The following is a 16538-nucleotide window of genomic DNA, read 5'->3' as shown; positions in this document are numbered from 1 at the left end:
GGGACCCGCCGGGCCGGGGTGACCGAGCAACACCGGCGGGCGACGCCGGGCGGCAGCGAACCTGCCGGCCCGGCGCCACCGCCGCAGGAAGGACGACCGTGCAGGTCACCACCGACGACACCAGCGCGACCGACCGGGCCGCGCACCGAGCCCCCCGCCGCCGTTGGCGGTTCGCCGCCGTCCTGGCGGTGGTCATCACCCTCTGCGGGTCGGGGATCGGGCTGTACCTCAACGAGCGCGACACCCGCGAACAGACCAGGGAACTCGCGATCCCGTCGACGCCCGACTGGATCGAACTGGACGTCACCGCCCAGGACGTGGACCCGACCGCCCAGCAGCTGACCCTCTACGTCACGCCCGTCCCGCACGGCAGGTTCGCCGCCGGGCCGGACTCCCAGACCTTCGCCCGCCCCGTCGAGATCACCGTCACCGGCACCCCCAGGGTGACCATCCGGGCGGCCGAGGGGGAGGCCGCGGCGTCCCAGCTCGTCCAGGTGGGGACGTACGACGGCACCAAGACGGACTACCCGTTCGACCGCTACCGCACCGAGGCCGGCTTCACCGCCACCAGCGGGGGCGCGGCCGTGCCGGTCGGCCTGGTCCTCACCGACACCGACCCGTTCTTCGTCCTGCGCCCGCAGGTCACCACCGCGAGCTCCGGTGCCGTGACCCTGGAGGCGCGGATCACCCGGTCCCGCAGCACCTTCATCCTCTCCTGGTTCATGATCGCGGCCATGTGGGCCATCGCCCTGGCCGTCCTCGGCGCCGCCGAGGTGCTGTACCGCAAGCGCGAGGGGCTGGTCTGGCCCTCCCTGGGCTGGATGGCGGCGAGCCTGTTCGCCCTGATCGGCATGCGCAACGCGGCCCCCGGGTCGCCGCCGATCGGATCACTGATCGACTACGTGGCGTTCTTCTGGGCCGAGGGCGTCATCGCCGCCAGCCTGGCCTGCACCGCCTGGTCCGGCATCCGCACCGAGCACCGGCTGCGCCGCGAGCGGGAGGCGGCCGCCTGACGTGATCCGAAAGAGAGGGCCGAGGGGCCGTGAGCGGATTCCCCCGAACGGCGGGTGCGTGCCGCGCCGGAATCTGACCTTCCGGTCAGTAGCCTGCGGAGCCGAACCCCGACACCAACCGGAACGAGGCCCCATGGCTCACCCCCGGCCGTCCCGCCGCTCGCTCCTGCGGTCCGGGGCCGCGCTCGCCGCGCTGGCCCTGGCCGGTGGCTGCTCCTCCGACGGCGGATCGGAGGAGCAGTCCGACAGGAGCGGTACGGCTTCGGGCGCGGCCCCGTCCACGAGCCCGGCGGCCGGGGGGTGGGCCATGCCGGCCGAGTCCGGCCCGCACACCCGCACCTTCATGGCCTGGCCGGCGCTGGAGGAGGTGTGGGGCGACCAGCTGCCCGGGGTCCGGCAGGACATCGCGGGGCTGGCCCAGGCGATCGCCGGCTTCGAACCGGTCGTCCTGCTGGCCCGCCCCGACCAGGCGGCCCAGGCCCGGCAGGCCGTCGGCTCCTCGGTCGAGGTGCTCGAACTGAAGGTCGACGACCTGTGGGCCCGGGACACCGGCCCGACCTTCGTCACCGGCCCGCAGGGGCTGGCCGGGGTCGACTTCAACTTCAACGGCTGGGGCGACAAGCAGACCCACGCCAATGACAGCCTGGTCGCCCGCTACCTCCTCGACCACTACCGCATCACCCGCATCCAGGCGCCGATCACCGGCGAGGGCGGCGGCATCGAGGTGGACGGCGAGGGGACGCTGATGGCCACCGAGAGCTCCTGGGTCAACGGCAACCGCAACCCCGGCAAGTCCCGCGACCAGATCGAGGCGAGCCTCAAGGACCTGATCGGCGTCGAGAAGGTGATCTGGTTCCAGGGCGTCGCCGGGCAGGACATCACCGACTGCCACGTCGACGCCCTCGCCCGCTTCGCCGAGCCGGGCACCGTGGTCCTGCACCGTCCCGCCGCCGACGCCCCGCCGGACGTCTGGACCACCGCCTCCGCGCAGGCGCTGCAGGTGCTGCAGACGGAGACGGACGCCCAGGGCCGCACGCTCAAGGTGGTCGACCTCCCCGAGCCCGACACCGCCCTGATCCCGGGCGCGGGCAAGGACTTCCTGGCCACGTACATCAACTACTACGTCTGCAACGGCGGCGTCATCGTCCCGCGCTTCGGGGACCAGGCCACCGACGACCGGGCGGCCGGCATCCTCGGCGATCTCCACCCGGGCCGCAAGGTCACCCAGGTCGGCATCAACCACATCGCCTCGGGCGGCGGGGGCATCCACTGCGCCACCCAGCAGCAGCCCGTGGCGCCCGGCTCCACCCCGTGACCGGTCGGGCTGCGGAGGGTCGGGCGGCGCGGGGGCGGGCCGCGCGGGTCGGGCTCCGGACGGTCGGGTGACGCGGGTCCGGGCGGCGTACGGTCCCTCCGCGGACCGTCAGGCGCCGGACGGCCGGGGGGTGGACGGCCGGGGGGTGGACGACAGCGATTCCAGCAGGGTCCGCAGCACCCGCTCGGCGTCCACCGTCCCGTCCAGCGACCCGATGGCGGCGAGTCCGTCCACGGCGGCGGCGAAGGCCTCCCCGAGCGGGACCGGGTCGCCGCCGTCGCCGCGTTCCTCCAGCAGGCAGCGGAACAGGCCCACGAAGGAGGCCCGCCAGCGCGCGTACTCGGCCTCCAGGCTCGCGCGGACGCGTTCGTCGTTGAGGGCGAGCCAGTGCAGGGCGGCGTGCAGTCGGGCCAGGTCGGGGCTCTCGGGCCGGGTGAGCAGCGTCAGGACCCGCTCGGAGCGCTCGGCGTAGCCGCCGGGACCGGCGACCGCCTCCTCCAGCGGCGTGATCCACTCGGGCCGGATGTCCGCCACGACCGCGACGATCAGGTCGGTGCGGTCCGCGAAGTGGTAGTGGCACATCCCGTGCGAGACCCCGCACAGCGCGGCCACGTTGCGGGTGGTGAACCGCCCGGCGCCGTCGCCCGCGAGCAGGGTGCGGGCCGCGGCGATCAGCCGGGCCCGGGTCTGCTCGCCCTTGGCGGAAGCGCGGGTCCGGCCGGGGCCGCCCGCCGCGGAGGCCGTTCGTGCGGCCGTGCCTGTCGCCTGTGTCGCCATGGCCGTCACTGTAACGACCGGGGGAGTGCCGCAGGGGCGCATCGGGAACGATGGCTGCGCAAAGTATTGACCGAGCGCTTGGCCAGTTTTACCTTTTCGGTCAACTGCTGCACAAGCAGCGGACGTTGACATGGAGGCAGTGATGGACGACCGCTCCAGAACCGAGACGACGGCCGCGGAGGGGCTTGGCCGCCGCCGGTTCCTGACGGCCGCCGGGATCGTCGTCGCCGGCACCGCGCTGACGGCCGCGACCGGCGGGCCGGCCCAGGCGGCGCACCGCCGCACCGCCACGGGTGCCGCCGCCGGCGCCGGCCTCGCCGCGGGCTTCCGGGTGCCGCTGGACACCGTCCGGCACACCCGCACCTGGATGGCCTGGCCGGACAGCAGCACCATCTGGCGCAACAAGCTCGGCGGTGTCCAGTCGAACATCGCCCTCATCGCCAGAACCATCGCGAAGTACGAGCCGGTCACCATGTGCGCCAACCCGGCCAGTGTGGCCAAGGCGCGGTCGATGTGCGGCTCGACCGTCACCGTCATCGGGGACGTCCCGGTCGACGACTGCTGGATGCGCGACACCGGCCCGGTCTTCCGCACCGACGGCGCGGGCGGCCTGGACACGATCGGCCTCAACTTCAACGGCTGGGGCAACCACCAGAACCCGCACGGCAACGACGCCCTGGTCGCCGGGCGCGTCGCCGCCTACCTCGGCCTGCCGTTCACCGCCGCCGGGCTGGTCGCCGAGGGCGGCGCCATCGAGACGGACGCGGCCGGGACGCTGATGGCCACCCGGAGCAGCATCCTCAACGCCAACCGCAACCCCGGCATGTCCCAGGCCGCGGTCGAGAGCGCGATGTGCGCCGCCTACGGCGCCACCAAGGTGATCTGGTTCAACGGTGTCGCCGGCCAGGACATCACCGACGACCACGTGGACGCCACCTCCCGCTTCCTCGGCGCGGGGACGGCCGCGGTGCAGATGCCGCTGGCGAGCGACACCGACGCCTGGTCGAACGACGCACGGCAGCAGTACCGGATCCTGACCACCTCCACCAGCGCCCAGGGAACTCCGTTCGGGGTCAGCCAGATCCAGGGGCCCGACTACAACCTGATCCGCTCGACCGACCCCAACTTCGTCGGCTCCTACGCCAACTACTACCTGTGCAACAACGCGGTGATCGCGGCGCAGTTCGGCGACACCAAGGCCGACAGTGCCGCCCGGGCCGCCCTGGCCCGGATGTTCCCCGGCCGCACCGTCGAACAGCTGAACATCGACAGCCTGGGCGCGGGCGGCGGCGGGATCCACTGCGTCACCCAGCAGCAGCCCGCGGCGTGACGAGGCGGGGCCGGGTCCGGCCCGCCGACCGGACCCGGCCCCGGGCGCCGGGCCGACCCTCCGGGACGACCCGGGGAGCCGGCCCGCCGCCCGCTCAGCCCAGGGCGGGGATGTCGTGGGTGGCGCAGTGGATGCCACCGCCGCCGGCCGCGATCGCGTCGATCTTGACCGGCACGATCTCCCTGCCCGGGAAGTACTGCTTCATGATCTGCTGGGCCCGGTCGTCGGCCCTGGCATCGCCGAACTTCGGCAGGTAGACGCCCTTCGTGCCGATGTAGAAGTTCATGTACGAGGAGACGAAGGCGTCACCGCGCCCGGTGATCCGGTCCGGGTCCGGCTGCTGGAGCTCCACCACCTGGAGCTTGCGGCCGGTCGCGTCGGTGGCGTCCTTGAAGACGGCGCGGGCCTGGTCGGCCGAGCGGGACCAGACGTCCGGCGGGGTGCCGGGGAAGGCCTGGTCGAGCAGGACGACGCCGGGGGCGGCGAAGCGGGTCAGGCAGTCGACGTGGGCGTCGGTGATGTCCTTGCCCTTGACGCCCGCCAGCCAGATCACCTTGCTCACGCCGAGGACCCGCTTCAGCTCGGCCTCGACCTGGTCCCGGGTCATGCCCGGGTTGCGGTTGTCGTTGACGACGGAGCTCTCGGTCACCATCAGGGTGCCCTGGCCGTCGGTCTCGAAGGAGCCGCCCTCGGCGACCAGCCGGGTCTCGACCCGCTCCACGCCGTACTTGGCCAGTACCGTCCGGGCGACCTTGGCGTCGTTGCCGCGCTGCTGCTTGCCGCCCCAGCCGTTGAAGTTGAAGTCGACGCCCTTGACCGTGCCGCCCTCCTCGACGAACACCGGCAGGGTGTCCCGGGCCCACAGGTCGTCGACGGCGATCGGCACCACCTCGACGGCCGAGCCGCAGGCCTTCCGGGCGGCGTCCTGCTGCTCGGGGCGGGCCATCAGCACGACCGGTTCGCGCGCCGCGATGGCCTGGGCCAGGCCGGCGACGTCCCGGCGGACGTCCGGCAGCTGCTCGCCCCAGATGTTCTCGGAGGCCGGCCAGGACATCACGGTGCGCAGGTGCTTCTCCCACTCGGCGCCGAAGCGGCGCACACCGGGGGTGCCGCCGGGCTGCGGGGGCGGCAGGGTGGCGCCGTCCTCGATGCCGTTGGGGTCGCAGGCGGTGAGGCCGAGGGTGAGGGCGCCGACACCGGCGCCGACACCGGCGAGGCGGCGCATCAGGGTACGGCGGGACAGGGCAGGGGACATGCGGGCACTCCGGCTGTGGTGGTCGGTGCGGTGGACAGGATGTGCGGTGCGGCGGCCGCGGCTGCGACGCGGGCCGCCCGGTGGCTACGGCAGCGGTTCGTGCATGGTCGAGCAGTGGATGCCGCCGCCGCCGGCCATCAGGCGGTCGACGTCGATCTGCACCACCTCGCGGCCGGGGAAGGCCGCGGCGAGCGTCTCCCGGGCGGCGGCGTCCTTGTACGCGTCGCCGAACTCGGCGGTGATGACGCCCCCGTTGACGAGGACGAAGTTGAGGTAGGAGTCGACGAACTTGGAGCTGCGGGAGCGGACGGTGTCCGGGCCGTGCACCGGGATGACGTGCAGGCGGCGGCCCCGGGCGTCGGTGGCGGCGGAGAGGATCGCGAACTGCTCGCGGGCGTCCCGTGCCCAGGAGTCGTTGCGGTCCGCCGGCGGCAGCTGCACCATCACCACGCCGGGGCGGACGAACCGGGAGGTGACGTCCACGTGGTCGTCGGTGATGTCCTCGCCCCTGATGCCCGGCAGCCAGATCATGGTGTCCGCGCCGTAGGCCTCCAGGACGGACTCCTCGATCTCGGCCCGGCTCATGCCGCGGTTGCGGTTCTTGTTGACCAGGCTGCTCTCGGTGGCCATCACCGTGCCGTCGCCGTCGGTCTCGATCGCGCCGCCCTCGCCGACGAAGTCCGCGTAGGTGTGGCGCAGGCCGCGGCGGGCGGCGAGGCGCTCGGCGACCCGGGCGTCGTCGTGGTGCACCTGCTTGTTGCCCCAGCCGTTGAAGTTGAGGATCACGGCGTCCAGGCCGCCGTACCCGTCCCGGCGGAACACCGGCGCGGTGTCGCGCATCCACAGGTCGTCGGTGGGGATGGCGGTGATCACCTCCACCCCGGAGCCGCACCGGGACCGGGCCTTGCCGGCGGTCCAGTCGTCGGGGGCGCACATCACCACCGGCTCGAACTCGGCGATCGTGCGGGCGATCAGGGCGATGTCCTCCTGGACGCCGCCCAGGCGCAGTCCCCACACGCCCCTGCGGGAGGGCCAGGACATCCAGGTCCGCGCGTGCGGGACGTCGTCCGCCGGCACCCAGGGGTACGGCCCGGTGGAGCGGTCGTCGGGGTAGTGGGTCATGAGGGTCTCCAGATCGTGCGACGGTGCCGGGAAGGGCGCCGAGGGCCGCCGGATCCCACTCTTCGCGCCGCGACGCGGTGGCGCACCACGGGGACGGGCCGGCGGCAGCACCCTTCCTGCGGCTTCAGGCTCGCACTGACTGAAAGTTCAGTCAAACTCATGGGCGCGCCATAACGCATCCTTGACGGGCTCCCCGCGCAGCGTGACAAGCCCTGCGCGGTCCGTACGGCTCAGGACCCGAGCCGGGCCACCTCGACCTCGATCGCCTCGGTCAGCAGGGTGCGGGCGTGCGCCAGCGGCAGGCTGCCGCTGAGCCAGCGCGTGCTCAGCCCCTCCAGCAGCGCGGTCAGCCGCTCCGCCGCGCCGGCCAGCGCGACCGCGGAGGCCATCGGCCGCACGTCGCCGAGCAGTTCCGCGACCTCCTGCACCCAGATCCGGGTGGCCCGCGCCAGGTCCTCGCGCAGCGTCTCGTCGAACACCGCGCTCGCCCGCAGCTCGCCCCAGGCGGTGCTGTTCTCCCGCACCTCCGGGGTGTCCTGGAGCTCCAGCAGCAGCGTCTGCTCCAACTCCTCGCGGGGCGTCAGCGGCGGGGCGTCCTCGGCACGTTCGGTCGTGTACCGCTCCGCCCGGTCGTTGATGAACTCCAGCGTCTGCCGGAGGATCCCCGTACGGTCCTTGAAGTGGTAGTAGATCAGCGCGGTGGACACACCCGCCTCGGCCGCGAGCTCCTCCACCCGCAGTCCGCGCACCCCGCGCCGCGCGATCACCCGCGCCGCTGCTTCCATGATCGACGTTTTACGACTGGCCACGATCCACCACCTTACCGGCGGCGCGGGCGCCGGTCCCGCCCTCCGGCTGACCGACCGATCAGCCGGAGCCGGCGGCCCGGGCGCGGAATGTGGCGCAGGTCACGCCGGATCCAGAACCCGGGCGCCGGATCTCGCGTCTGGCTGGTGTGAGATCACGCAGGAGAGCACTGGACGAGGTGGACGAGGAGCGCCTCCTCCGGCTGGTGGCCAGGGGAGACCGCGGGGCGTTCGACGAGCTGTACCGGCGTACGTCGCCATGGCTGGCGGTGCGGCTGCGCCGCCGCTGCGCGGACGAGCAGATCGTCGCCGAAGTCATGCAGGAGACCTATCTCGCGGTGTGGCGCGCGGCCGGCGCGTTCGCCGGGAGCGCGGTCGGCGGGACGGCCGTCGGGTGGCTGTGGACGATCGCGGCACGCCGCCTCGTCGACGCGTTCCGGCGCCGCGCCCACCACGCCGAACCGCCGGTCGCCGCGGCCGAGCGGGCCGTGGTGCCCGCGGCCGAGGAGGAGGCGCTCGCCGGGACCGTCGGCGGCGACGTCGGCGACGCCCTGAGACGGCTGGCGCCGGAACTCCGCGAGGTACTGCAGGCCACGGTGCTCGACGGGCTCTCCGTCCGCGAGACCGCCGTCCTGCTCAGACTGCCCGAAGGCACGGTCAAGACCCGTGCCCGTCGGGCCCGGATCGCGATGCGGGAGGCACTCGCATGAGCAGGGAACACGCGTCCAGGCAGTTGATCGACGACTACGCACGTGGCGACACGACGATCCCGGCGGACACGGTCTGGGCACTGGAGGCCCACCTGGAGACCTGCGCGCCCTGCCGGAGCCGGCTGGCGGCCTCCGTGGCCACCGGGGTGCCCGGCATCGCCGCGCTCGTCGACACCGTCCGGGCCGGCCTGGAACCGCAGTTGGACGCGGCGGCCGCAGTGGCCCCGCGGAGGCACCGGCCGGGATGGGTGTCGTCCTGGCTGACGCCGGTGATGACCCCGTGGCTGGCCATGACCGCCGTCGTCACCCTGCTGGCGCTGCTGCTGGACGCGGTCGCGCCGGCGGAGCGCTTCGGCGGCGCCTCACTGGTGTCGCTGATCGCGCCGGTGCTGCCGCTGTGCGGCGTCGCCGCGTCGTGGTCCAGCGGCCTGGACCCGGCACACGAACTGACCGCCTCGACCGCCCGGGCCGGTCTGCCCCTGCTGCTCAGGCGCACCACCGCGGTCCTCGTGGTGGTCCTGCCCCCGCTGCTGCTGGGGGGATGGCTGACCGGGACCATGACGGCCGCGCAGTGGCTGCTGCCCTCCCTGGCCTTCACCTCCACCGCCCTGGCACTGGGCAGCGTGGTCGGGGTGACCCGCGCCGCCGTCGGGCTGGCGCTCGCCTGGGGCGCCGTCGTCCTGGCCCCCGCGTCGCTCACCGGCCGCGTCCCCTCCGTCCTGCAACTGGCCCTGCAACCGGACCGGTTGCCCCTGTGGGGGCTGCTCCTCGCGCTCGGCGCCGGCGCCGTGATCGCCCGCAGGGACGCGTACTCGACGCTGTGAAACCCATGTCCACCCTCGAACGTCCACCATCGAAAGGGACCACCGCATGACACCCGTGACGAGCGCGGCCGACACCGCGCCGAAGACCTACGCCTGGGAGATCCGGGCCGACGGACTGAAGGTCCGCGTCGGACGGAACAAGATGGCCGTCGACGGCCTCGACCTCTCCCTGGGCATCGGCGCCCACGGCCTCCTGGGGCCCAACGGGGCGGGGAAGACCACCCTGATCCGGACCCTGGCCACGGTGCTGCGCCCCACCGAGGGCGAACTGGAGATGCTCGGCACCTCCCTGGGCCGGGCGGGCGACCACCGGGCCCTGCGCCGCCGCATCGGCTACCTCCCGCAGGACTTCGGCTACTACAAGCGCTTCACGGTGCGCGAGTTCGTCGAGTACATGGCCTGGTTGAAGGAGGTCCCGAAGAAGGACGTCCCCGAGGCCGTCCAGCGCGCCGTGGAACGGGTGGGCCTGGCCGACCGCGCCGACCACCGGATGAAGACCCTCTCCGGCGGCATGGTGCGGCGGGCCGGCATCGCCCAGGCCATCGTCAACTCCCCGGCGGTGCTGCTGCTGGACGAGCCGACGGCCGGCCTCGACCCGGCACAGCGGCTGCGCTTCCGCGAGCTGCTGCACGACCTGGGCCGCGACACCTGCGTGGTCGTCTCCACCCACCTGGTCGAGGACGTCGCCGCGGCCTGCTCCGACGTGGTCCTGTTCGCCGACGGCCGCCTCGTCTTCCAGGGCACGCCGGACGAACTGGCCGCCGCGGGCAGCACCGAGCACCCCGGCGACAGCCCCCTGGAGCGCGGCTACTCGGCGCTGCTCCGCACCTCCGGACAGCAGGGGAGCGCCTGGTGAACCGACGTGTGCTGCGAACCGAACTGAAGCGCTCGGCCGCCCCGTGGGCCGGAGCCGTCGTCCTGGGCGGCAGCCTGGCGGTCTTCCTCCTGTACGACGGAATCTGGTCGAGGGGCACCGCCGGGTGGACGGCCCAGTGGACCACCATGGCCATGTGGACCCGTTCCCTGCTGGCCTTCTGGCTGCCGCTCGTGGTCGGCATCGGGGCGGTGTACGGGCTGCGTGAGCCCCGCTCGCGGATGACCGAACTGCTGACGACCACGCCGCTGCCGGCCTGGCGCCGTGCGGCGCTGCCGGCGGGTGCGATCGCGCTCGCGCTGGCGGTGGGCTTCGGCCTCCTCGTCGTCGTGGGCGGAGCGCAGGTGGCGTTCGGCCCGACCACCTACATGGGCCTCGGCTGGCTGCCGATCTCGCTGGTGGCGGTCCTGGGCCTCGTCGCGGCCGCCGTGTTCGCCATGGGCGTCGCGCGGACGCTGCCCTCCGTCCTCACCCCGCCCGCCCTGGTGGTGGCCTGCCTCGCGGTGACAGGCATGCTGCGGATACGGATCGAAGGGGAGGTGCCGGAGAGCAGGACGTCGAACCGGATCGGCCTGCTGTCCCCGGTGACCGCGGACCCGCGGCAGATGCTGCTGACCCTCTCCGACTCCGTCCACCTCGGCCAGACGGTCTGGCTGCTCGGCCTGCTCGCCACCGGCCTCGCGCTGCTGGCGGCCGCCACCCGCCGGGCCCGGCTGCTCGCGGTGGCCCCCGTCCTGGCCGGCGCCGCCGTGGCCCTGCTGGTCCTGCCGGCCGCCGCGCGCGACAGCTACGTCGTCGACAAGGCCGCCGCGGCCATGGTGTGCGACGGACCGGTGTGCGTGACCGAGGCCAGCCGCTCGCACCTGGCCGAGCTCGCGCCGCGCGGCCGGGAGGCGCTGCGCGTGCTGCACGAGTCCCTGGGCGACAAGGCGCCGACCTCGGTACGGGAGGACACCGCGCTGCGCGCGCTCGGCGATCCCCGCTCGCTCCCCGCCGACGTGGTGCTGGTCGACTTCGACGATCAGCTGTTCATCGATGCGACCGGCAACGACCTGACCCGCGCACTGGTCGCCCAGGGGCTGGCACCGAGCTGCCACGCCCGCACCTCCCGGGAGGGCGGGTCACAGAACGACGTCGCCCTCCAGAGCGCCGTCGTGAGCTGGGCCCTCGGTGACCCCGCCCTCCGGCCGATGGCGGAGCAGGACACCGACGCGTTCTCGCGCAGGGCATGGGCGGACGCCGACGCCCTCTGGCAGGAGCTGAAGGGGATGGCGCCCGCCGAGCAGCGCTCGCGGATCGCCGAGCTGCGCACCGCAGCCCTCTCCTGCACGGCAAGGCTGCGCGAGGTGCCGGTGGGAGGTGTGTCGTGATGAGGTGGCTGACGCTGTACGCGCGTTCACGGCAGGTGCCCGCCTCGGCCGCCGCGGTCGTGCTCGTCGCGCTGGCGGTGTGGGCCCTCACCCGGGGCTACGGCACGGGCGCGACGGATGCGATGGACCCGACCGCGTTCTACCTGCTCACCGCGGGCGTGGCGGCCGGCTCCGTCGGGCTCGGCGGACAGGACCTCGCACTGGACCGGACGGCCGCGATCCGCTGGGCGCCCCGCCGGGCCGCGCACACGGTGCTGATCGGCGCGGCCGCCGGTGCGGCGCTGCTGGCGGTCCAGGCGGTGGGCCCGACGTTCGTCCCCACCGAGGTCGTCGTCCGGGACAGCGCGGGCCTGGTCGGCCTGGCCGCGCTCGGGGCGGTGCTCTGCGGGGCGCACCTGGCCTGGGTCCTGCCGACCGGCTGGCTGGCGTTCGCCGTCCTCGTCCCGCCGCTGCCGCCCACCACCGTGGGGAAGGCCTTCGGCTGGATGACCTTTCCCCCCGGCACGGAGGCGTCCACCTGGACCGCGGTGGCGCTGCTGGTGACCGGCGGCGCGCTGTACGCCGCTGTCGGCCCGAGGCGCTGACCCAGGGCCCGCCCGCGAGTTCGGCGAGGTCCTCGGGCGAGCGGGCGCAGGTCGCGGAGGGGGAATGTCAAGGATCTTCACTCCTTCGAGTGGTGGCCGATTGTCGATCGGTCGGCAGGGGTCCCCCGGCGGTCAAGACTGACCCCCGAAACGAGCGTCAGCTTTCGGAGGGGGAACGGTGTCGACCATCGGAATGTCCGGCATACCCGGCGCGGTCGGAGCGGATCGACGGCTGCTGGTCAGCGTCTTCGACCCGCAGGAGGCGCGGGAGGCGGTCCTCGGCGGTGCGCGGATCATCGACAGCGAGGATCCGCGCAGCGCGCTCGGGACCATCAAGCCGCGCCGGATCATGGACATCGCGGACGCGGTGCTGGCCGCCCGGCGGGACCTCCCGGTCCAGTTGAGCACCAACATCGGTGAGGACCAGCTGCTGTTCCGGCGCGCGGAGAACGGCCTGGCCCTGCCCAAGTCGGCGTACGAGCAGGTCGGCAAGGCGGCGCAGGCCGCCCTCGGAGTCGCCCTGGCGATGGGCACCCGGGTGCATCCCTGCGGGATCGTCAAGGTCGGCCTGGACGGCATGCGGACCGGTGAACTGGCCGAGGTGCTCGGCGAGATCACGGCGACGCTGCGCCGGAGCGAGCAGTTGTCGCACACCCGGGTGATGTCCGTACTGTTCGCTCAGGACCTCGACCTGTGGGACGCCCGCAAGACGCTGCCGCAGGTGCGGCGCGCCCTGGTGGGCCTGCGGGAGTACTACCCGTGCGCGCCGTCCACGCCCGGGGCGTTCGACCTCGCCGAATACGCGGACGCGCTGCTCGACGTGCACGGCGGGCCGCTCTTCGACGGCCGGCGGCCGGACCTGGCCGGGCTGAGGGCGTCCGGCGCCCTGCCGGCGGAGGCGCCCACCGGTTTCGTGGCCGTCAACGAGCCCTTCGCCCACCGGAGTCACGGCCTGACGCCGGGCCGTCGCACCGACCGGGAGGCGATCCGCGCGGTGGTCGAGGCCAGCGCCGCGGCCGGTGCCGACGCGATCATGGTGGACACCAGCATCCTGCTGAAGGTCGCCCGGATCGGACTGGTCTCCACCGCCGGCAGCCCGGAGCTCGCGGACCTCGACCGCCACGACACCGACCGGCACGGTCTGGCCAGGGCCGGAATCCTCTCGCTGGAGGAGATCCGGTTCTTCGTGGAGCTGTGCCACGCCCACGGCCTGGAGGCGAACCTGGCCGGCTCGGTGCAGAGCCACCACGCCCAGCAGGTCTGGCGGCTGGTCCCGGAGCTCGACCAGCTCTCCGCCCGCGGCGGCGTCAGCGCCCTGGCCCGAGACCCGTACGGGAGCACCGGCCGGGGCACCCGGCACGAGCGGACCGTCCGCCGCACCCTGGTGGGCGGGCTGGTCCCGCCCGAGCAGGGCGGCCGGCTGGTGGTGCCGCGGCGGATGACGGAGCAGCCCGGGGCGCTCGACGACGTGGCGGACCTGCTCAAGCGCCACCCCGGCCTCGACGCGTACTCCTCCGACGACCACGGGGTGCTGGCGCCGCTCGGCTGACGGACGACCGTTCCGGTGTCCTGGCCGAGTCCCCCGGATGCCGTTCATCGCCCGTTCGCCGTACGCCGAGGCGCAGTTGGTGGGATCGTCCTGTCAGTACACCAACAATAAGGAGTGTTCCCCTTGGCCACTCACCCCAGGCGCGGCGCCCGCTCGCGAACCCTCCCGGCACTGGCGGCGGCGCTGTGCGGGATCGTCGGCGCCACCGCGCTCGGCACCACCCCGGCGGCGGCCGCCGCCGACCAGCGTCACCCGATCTACGCCATCGCGCACCGGGTCGACACCCTGGACGGCGTGGACGCCGCGATCAACCACGGCGCCAACGCCATCGAGATCGACGTCTGCGCCTGGTGGAACCCGAACGAGTGGCGCGCCTACCACGACTGTTCCTCGGCCGGCGAGAACCGGCTCGGCCCCAGCTTCGACAGCATGCTCGACCGCATCGTCTCCAACGCCGACGCGGGACGCCGGCTGTCGCTGGTCTGGCTGGACATCAAGGACCCCAACTACTGCGGCGAGGAGCCCAACCGCACCTGCAGCGTCGCCGGACTGCGCGACAAGGCCCAGCAGCTGACGGCCGCCGGCATCCAGGTGCTCTACGGCTTCTACGAGTACCACGGCGGCAGCACCCCGGACGCCGGCGGCCGGGGCTGGAAGAGCCTGGAGGGCAGGCTCGGCCCGCTGGAGGGCATCACCACGACCGGTACCCGCGACCAGGTGCAGAGCGCCTTCGCCAAGTCCGGCGCCGGCTTCCCGGCCGGCCGCCGGGCGATGGACTACGGCGACAGCGACATCACCAAGGGCTTCGGCAACTGCACGGAGGCCACCTACAACACCTGCGCGGAACTGAAGAAGGGAGCCGCCGACCGGGCCGCCGGACGACTCGCGGCCACCCTCTCCTGGACGACCACCTACAACGACCCCTGGTACGTCGACAAGCTGCTGGGCGACGCGCAGGTGGACGGCATCATCGCCGGCTACGGCGCCTTCACCGGCGTGCGGGAGTACGACAACAGCTGGCAGTGCGCCAACGCCGTCAACCTGGTCAAGGACTGGGTGAACCGCCACAGCGGCACCCACCGCATGGCCACCAGCGGCGACCGCCTGTTCAAGTAGGAGACGGCCCGGCCCGACCCGACCGCACTCGGCGCAGGCCGGGTGCGGTCGGCCGCTCTTTGGCGGGGTGACAGCCGGTGGGGTGGCAGCCGCTGGGCGGCGGTCAGCAGGTCGGGGCGGCGGGCGCGGCCAGCGGTTCGTCGTCGGTGCCCGGCGCCAGGCCGCGGAGCAGGTGGGTGAGCAGGTCGTCGAAGACCTCGTCCAGGGCCGGGCCGGAGAGCCGACCGCTCGCGGTCTGGGCGGCCACGCCGTGGACGGCGGTGAAGAGGATGGCGCCGATCCGGTCGGCGTCGCCGGCCCGGATCAGCCCCTGGGCCTGGCCGAGGGCGATGAGCGCGCGGAGGTCGTCCTTCAGCGGCTGCCAGGCGAGCTCCAGTCCGTCCGTCACGGCGGGGTCGTGCTTGCGGGCGAAGGCCAGCTCCAGCAGTGCGCCGTGGTCGGCGGCGAAGTCGACGTACGCGCGGGCGACGGCGAAGGCCCGCTCGCGGAAGCCGTCCCCGCTCCTGGCGAGACCGCTGCGGGCCGCGGCGGTGAGCCGCTGGACGCCGGCGAGCGCGAGGGCGTCGAGCAGGGCGCGCCGGTCCTTGAAGTGGCGACTGGGCGCGGCGTGGCTCACGTCGAGCGAGCGGGCGAGCTCGCGCAGGGACAGCGCGTCGGCGCCCTGCTCGCGCAGGGTCTGTTCGGCGCGTTCCAGTAGCGCGGCGCGGAGGTCTCCGTGGTGGTAGTGGCCCGTTCGCATGGGCATCAGCATACGAGCATGTAGTCATTGACAACATTGTTGTCGGTGTCTACATTGGGGCCCGTGGAGCGGACCCGGGTGTTCGCCGACCGCCGACTGCCGAGCGCCAACCGCCAGCCGCCAACCACAACCGCACCCCGTCGTATCGAGGAGAGTCATGGACTTCGCCCGCAAGACCACCCTGATCACGGGAGCGTCCACCGGCATCGGGGCCGCCTTCGCCCGCGAGCTCGCCGCCCGCGGGTCGGACCTCGTCGTCGTCGCCCGCAGCGAGGACAAGCTGAACCGCCTCCAGCAGGAGCTGACAGCGGCGCACGGCGTCACCGTGCACGTCGTCCCGCTCGACCTCGCCCGCCCCGGCGCCGCCGCGGAGCTGCAGGACCGCGTCGAGAAGCTGGAGGTGACGGTCGACGTCCTGATCAACAACGCCGGCTTCGCGACCTTCGGCGCCGTCGCCACGAGCGATCCGACGAGGATGGCCGAGGAGGTGCAGCTCAACTGCGCCACGCTCACCGACCTGACCGCCCGGCTGCTGCCCGGCATGGTCGAGCGCGGCCGGGGCGCGGTGGTCAACGTGGCGAGTACGGCCGCATTCCAGCCGATTCCCCGGATGGCCGTCTACGGCGCGACCAAGGCGTACGTGCTTTCCTTCACCGAAGCCCTGGCGAACGAACTCCGCGGCAGCAACGTCCGCGCCCTGGCGATCTGCCCCGGTGCCACCGACACCCCCTTCTTCGACGTCGCCGGCGAGCAGGCCGCTGTGGGCATCCGCCGACGGCCCGAGCAGGTCGTCGCCACCACGCTGGCGGCGCTGGAGAAGGGGCGGCCGAGCGTCGTCGACGGCTTCCTCAACCGTCTCGGGACCCTGGCACCCCGGCTCCTGCCGCGACGCGCCACGGTTGCGGTCGCCGAGCGGGTCACCCGGCCGAGCCCGGCGGTCTGAGCATTTGGTCTCCGCCCCGGAGGGGAGTAGTGTTCTCCGGGTTGCCCCACGGGACGGCCCCTCGGAACAAGCTCGAATAGTAATTCGAGAATGACCGGGGAAAACGGACCGAAAAGCTCTGATAGAGTTCGGGAGCGCCGAAAGGCGAAAGCGAATCGAATGAATGAAACTCCGGAAAACGGAGCGGAAAACATCTGATAAGCTGGAAACA

16 protein-coding genes are annotated in these 16538 nt (G+C 73.3%); 11 read left to right on the top strand and 5 right to left on the bottom strand.

Going from position 1 to position 16538, the window contains the following annotated elements:
- The first annotated feature begins 98 nt into the window (after positions 1-98).
- Both ACFVGO_RS11310 and ACFVGO_RS11305 read left to right on the top strand, forming a co-directional pair.
- Entirely contained in the window at positions 99-1013 is a 915-nt protein-coding gene (locus ACFVGO_RS11310) for a DUF4436 family protein (protein WP_380350748.1), read from the top strand.
- Between the two features lie 133 nt (positions 1014-1146).
- Positions 1147-2328 (top strand): agmatine deiminase family protein, encoded by a 1182-nt coding sequence (locus ACFVGO_RS11305; protein ID WP_380631411.1) that lies wholly within the window; start codon positions 1147-1149, stop codon positions 2326-2328.
- 108 nt (positions 2329-2436) lie between these two features.
- On the opposite strand, the gene ACFVGO_RS11300 is transcribed toward ACFVGO_RS11305, so the two are convergent.
- Complete coding sequence (locus ACFVGO_RS11300; RefSeq protein ID WP_359898990.1) at positions 2437-3105, bottom strand: TetR/AcrR family transcriptional regulator; 669 nt, start codon at positions 3103-3105, stop codon at positions 2437-2439.
- Between the two features lie 142 nt (positions 3106-3247).
- Between ACFVGO_RS11300 and ACFVGO_RS11295 the strand changes: the two genes are divergently transcribed.
- Complete coding sequence (locus tag ACFVGO_RS11295) at positions 3248-4435, top strand: agmatine deiminase family protein (protein ID WP_359898992.1); 1188 nt, start codon at positions 3248-3250, stop codon at positions 4433-4435.
- Between the two features lie 94 nt (positions 4436-4529).
- Here the strand turns inward: ACFVGO_RS11295 and ACFVGO_RS11290 are convergent, their stop codons facing one another.
- From ACFVGO_RS11290 to ACFVGO_RS11280, 3 genes are all read right to left on the bottom strand, one after another.
- The gene (locus ACFVGO_RS11290) at positions 4530-5690 is read right to left on the bottom strand and encodes an agmatine deiminase family protein (RefSeq protein WP_359898994.1); all 1161 of its coding nucleotides are present in this window, start codon (positions 5688-5690) and stop codon (positions 4530-4532) included.
- 84 nt (positions 5691-5774) lie between these two features.
- Positions 5775-6812, bottom strand: a complete 1038-nt coding sequence (locus ACFVGO_RS11285) for an agmatine deiminase family protein (protein ID WP_359898996.1) — start codon at positions 6810-6812, stop codon at positions 5775-5777.
- A 230-nt stretch (positions 6813-7042) separates the two neighbouring features.
- Positions 7043-7597 carry a TetR/AcrR family transcriptional regulator gene (locus ACFVGO_RS11280; RefSeq protein WP_380350754.1) on the bottom strand — a complete coding sequence of 185 codons (555 nt, stop codon included), beginning with the start codon at positions 7595-7597 and terminating at the stop codon, positions 7043-7045.
- A gap of 227 nt (positions 7598-7824) precedes the next feature.
- Between ACFVGO_RS11280 and ACFVGO_RS11275 the strand changes: the two genes are divergently transcribed.
- The 7 genes from ACFVGO_RS11275 (at position 7825) to ACFVGO_RS11245 (ending at position 14645) form a co-directional block, all read left to right on the top strand.
- On the top strand, positions 7825-8328 hold the full coding sequence (locus ACFVGO_RS11275; protein ID WP_097234875.1) for an RNA polymerase sigma factor: 504 nt from the start codon (positions 7825-7827) through the stop codon (positions 8326-8328).
- Entirely contained in the window at positions 8325-9152 is an 828-nt protein-coding gene (locus ACFVGO_RS11270; protein ID WP_380631410.1) for a zf-HC2 domain-containing protein, read from the top strand. Before ACFVGO_RS11275 ends, ACFVGO_RS11270 begins: the two co-directional genes overlap by 4 nt.
- Positions 9153-9198: 46 nt before the next feature.
- Positions 9199-10008, top strand: coding sequence for an ABC transporter ATP-binding protein (locus ACFVGO_RS11265; protein WP_359899003.1), 810 nt, complete (start codon positions 9199-9201; stop codon positions 10006-10008).
- Positions 10005-11396: a hypothetical protein gene (locus ACFVGO_RS11260; protein WP_380631409.1), complete on the top strand. Its 1392-nt coding sequence runs from the start codon at positions 10005-10007 to the stop codon at positions 11394-11396. Before ACFVGO_RS11265 ends, ACFVGO_RS11260 begins: the two co-directional genes overlap by 4 nt.
- Entirely contained in the window at positions 11396-11980 is a 585-nt protein-coding gene (locus ACFVGO_RS11255) for a hypothetical protein (RefSeq protein WP_359899007.1), read from the top strand. Before ACFVGO_RS11260 ends, ACFVGO_RS11255 begins: the two co-directional genes overlap by 1 nt.
- 178 nt (positions 11981-12158) lie before the next feature.
- Positions 12159-13529, top strand: coding sequence for a (5-formylfuran-3-yl)methyl phosphate synthase (locus tag ACFVGO_RS11250; protein WP_380350761.1), 1371 nt, complete (start codon positions 12159-12161; stop codon positions 13527-13529).
- A gap of 123 nt (positions 13530-13652) precedes the next feature.
- A complete protein-coding gene (locus tag ACFVGO_RS11245; RefSeq protein ID WP_380631408.1) occupies positions 13653-14645 on the top strand; it encodes a phospholipase in 993 nt (330 codons plus the stop codon).
- A gap of 103 nt (positions 14646-14748) precedes the next feature.
- Here ACFVGO_RS11245 and ACFVGO_RS11240 read toward each other — a convergent pair whose 3' ends face one another.
- A complete protein-coding gene (locus ACFVGO_RS11240) occupies positions 14749-15384 on the bottom strand; it encodes a TetR/AcrR family transcriptional regulator (RefSeq protein ID WP_380350763.1) in 636 nt (211 codons plus the stop codon).
- A 157-nt stretch (positions 15385-15541) separates the two neighbouring features.
- On the opposite strand from ACFVGO_RS11240, the gene ACFVGO_RS11235 reads away from it, so the two are divergent.
- A complete protein-coding gene (locus tag ACFVGO_RS11235; protein ID WP_380350765.1) occupies positions 15542-16327 on the top strand; it encodes an SDR family NAD(P)-dependent oxidoreductase in 786 nt (261 codons plus the stop codon).
- The last annotated feature ends 211 nt before the right edge of the window (positions 16328-16538 follow it).

Source organism: Kitasatospora sp. NPDC057738, from assembly GCF_042798815.1.
Lineage (GTDB): Bacteria > Actinomycetota > Actinomycetes > Streptomycetales > Streptomycetaceae > Kitasatospora > Kitasatospora lactacystinica.
Note: the sequence above shows the minus strand (reverse complement) of the source record. Positions and strands in the feature narration are given on the sequence as shown.

Excerpts from the sequence above, each read along its gene's own strand:
- ACFVGO_RS11265 (WP_359899003.1), top strand. The coding sequence starts at position 9,199 with ATGACACCCGTGACGAGCGCGGCCGACACCGCGCCGAAGACCTACGCC.
- ACFVGO_RS11305 (WP_380631411.1), top strand. The coding sequence starts at position 1,147 with ATGGCTCACCCCCGGCCGTCCCGCCGCTCGCTCCTGCGGTCCGGGGCC.
- ACFVGO_RS11235 (WP_380350765.1), top strand. The coding sequence starts at position 15,542 with ATGGACTTCGCCCGCAAGACCACCCTGATCACGGGAGCGTCCACCGGC.
- ACFVGO_RS11270 (WP_380631410.1), top strand. The coding sequence starts at position 8,325 with ATGAGCAGGGAACACGCGTCCAGGCAGTTGATCGACGACTACGCACGT.
- ACFVGO_RS11255 (WP_359899007.1), top strand. The coding sequence starts at position 11,396 with ATGAGGTGGCTGACGCTGTACGCGCGTTCACGGCAGGTGCCCGCCTCG.
- ACFVGO_RS11240 (WP_380350763.1), bottom strand. The coding sequence starts at position 15,384 with ATGCGAACGGGCCACTACCACCACGGAGACCTCCGCGCCGCGCTACTG.
- ACFVGO_RS11290 (WP_359898994.1), bottom strand. The coding sequence starts at position 5,690 with ATGTCCCCTGCCCTGTCCCGCCGTACCCTGATGCGCCGCCTCGCCGGT.
- ACFVGO_RS11295 (WP_359898992.1), top strand. The coding sequence starts at position 3,248 with ATGGACGACCGCTCCAGAACCGAGACGACGGCCGCGGAGGGGCTTGGC.
- ACFVGO_RS11280 (WP_380350754.1), bottom strand. The coding sequence starts at position 7,597 with ATGGAAGCAGCGGCGCGGGTGATCGCGCGGCGCGGGGTGCGCGGACTG.
- ACFVGO_RS11285 (WP_359898996.1), bottom strand. The coding sequence starts at position 6,812 with ATGACCCACTACCCCGACGACCGCTCCACCGGGCCGTACCCCTGGGTG.
- ACFVGO_RS11300 (WP_359898990.1), bottom strand. The coding sequence starts at position 3,105 with ATGGCGACACAGGCGACAGGCACGGCCGCACGAACGGCCTCCGCGGCG.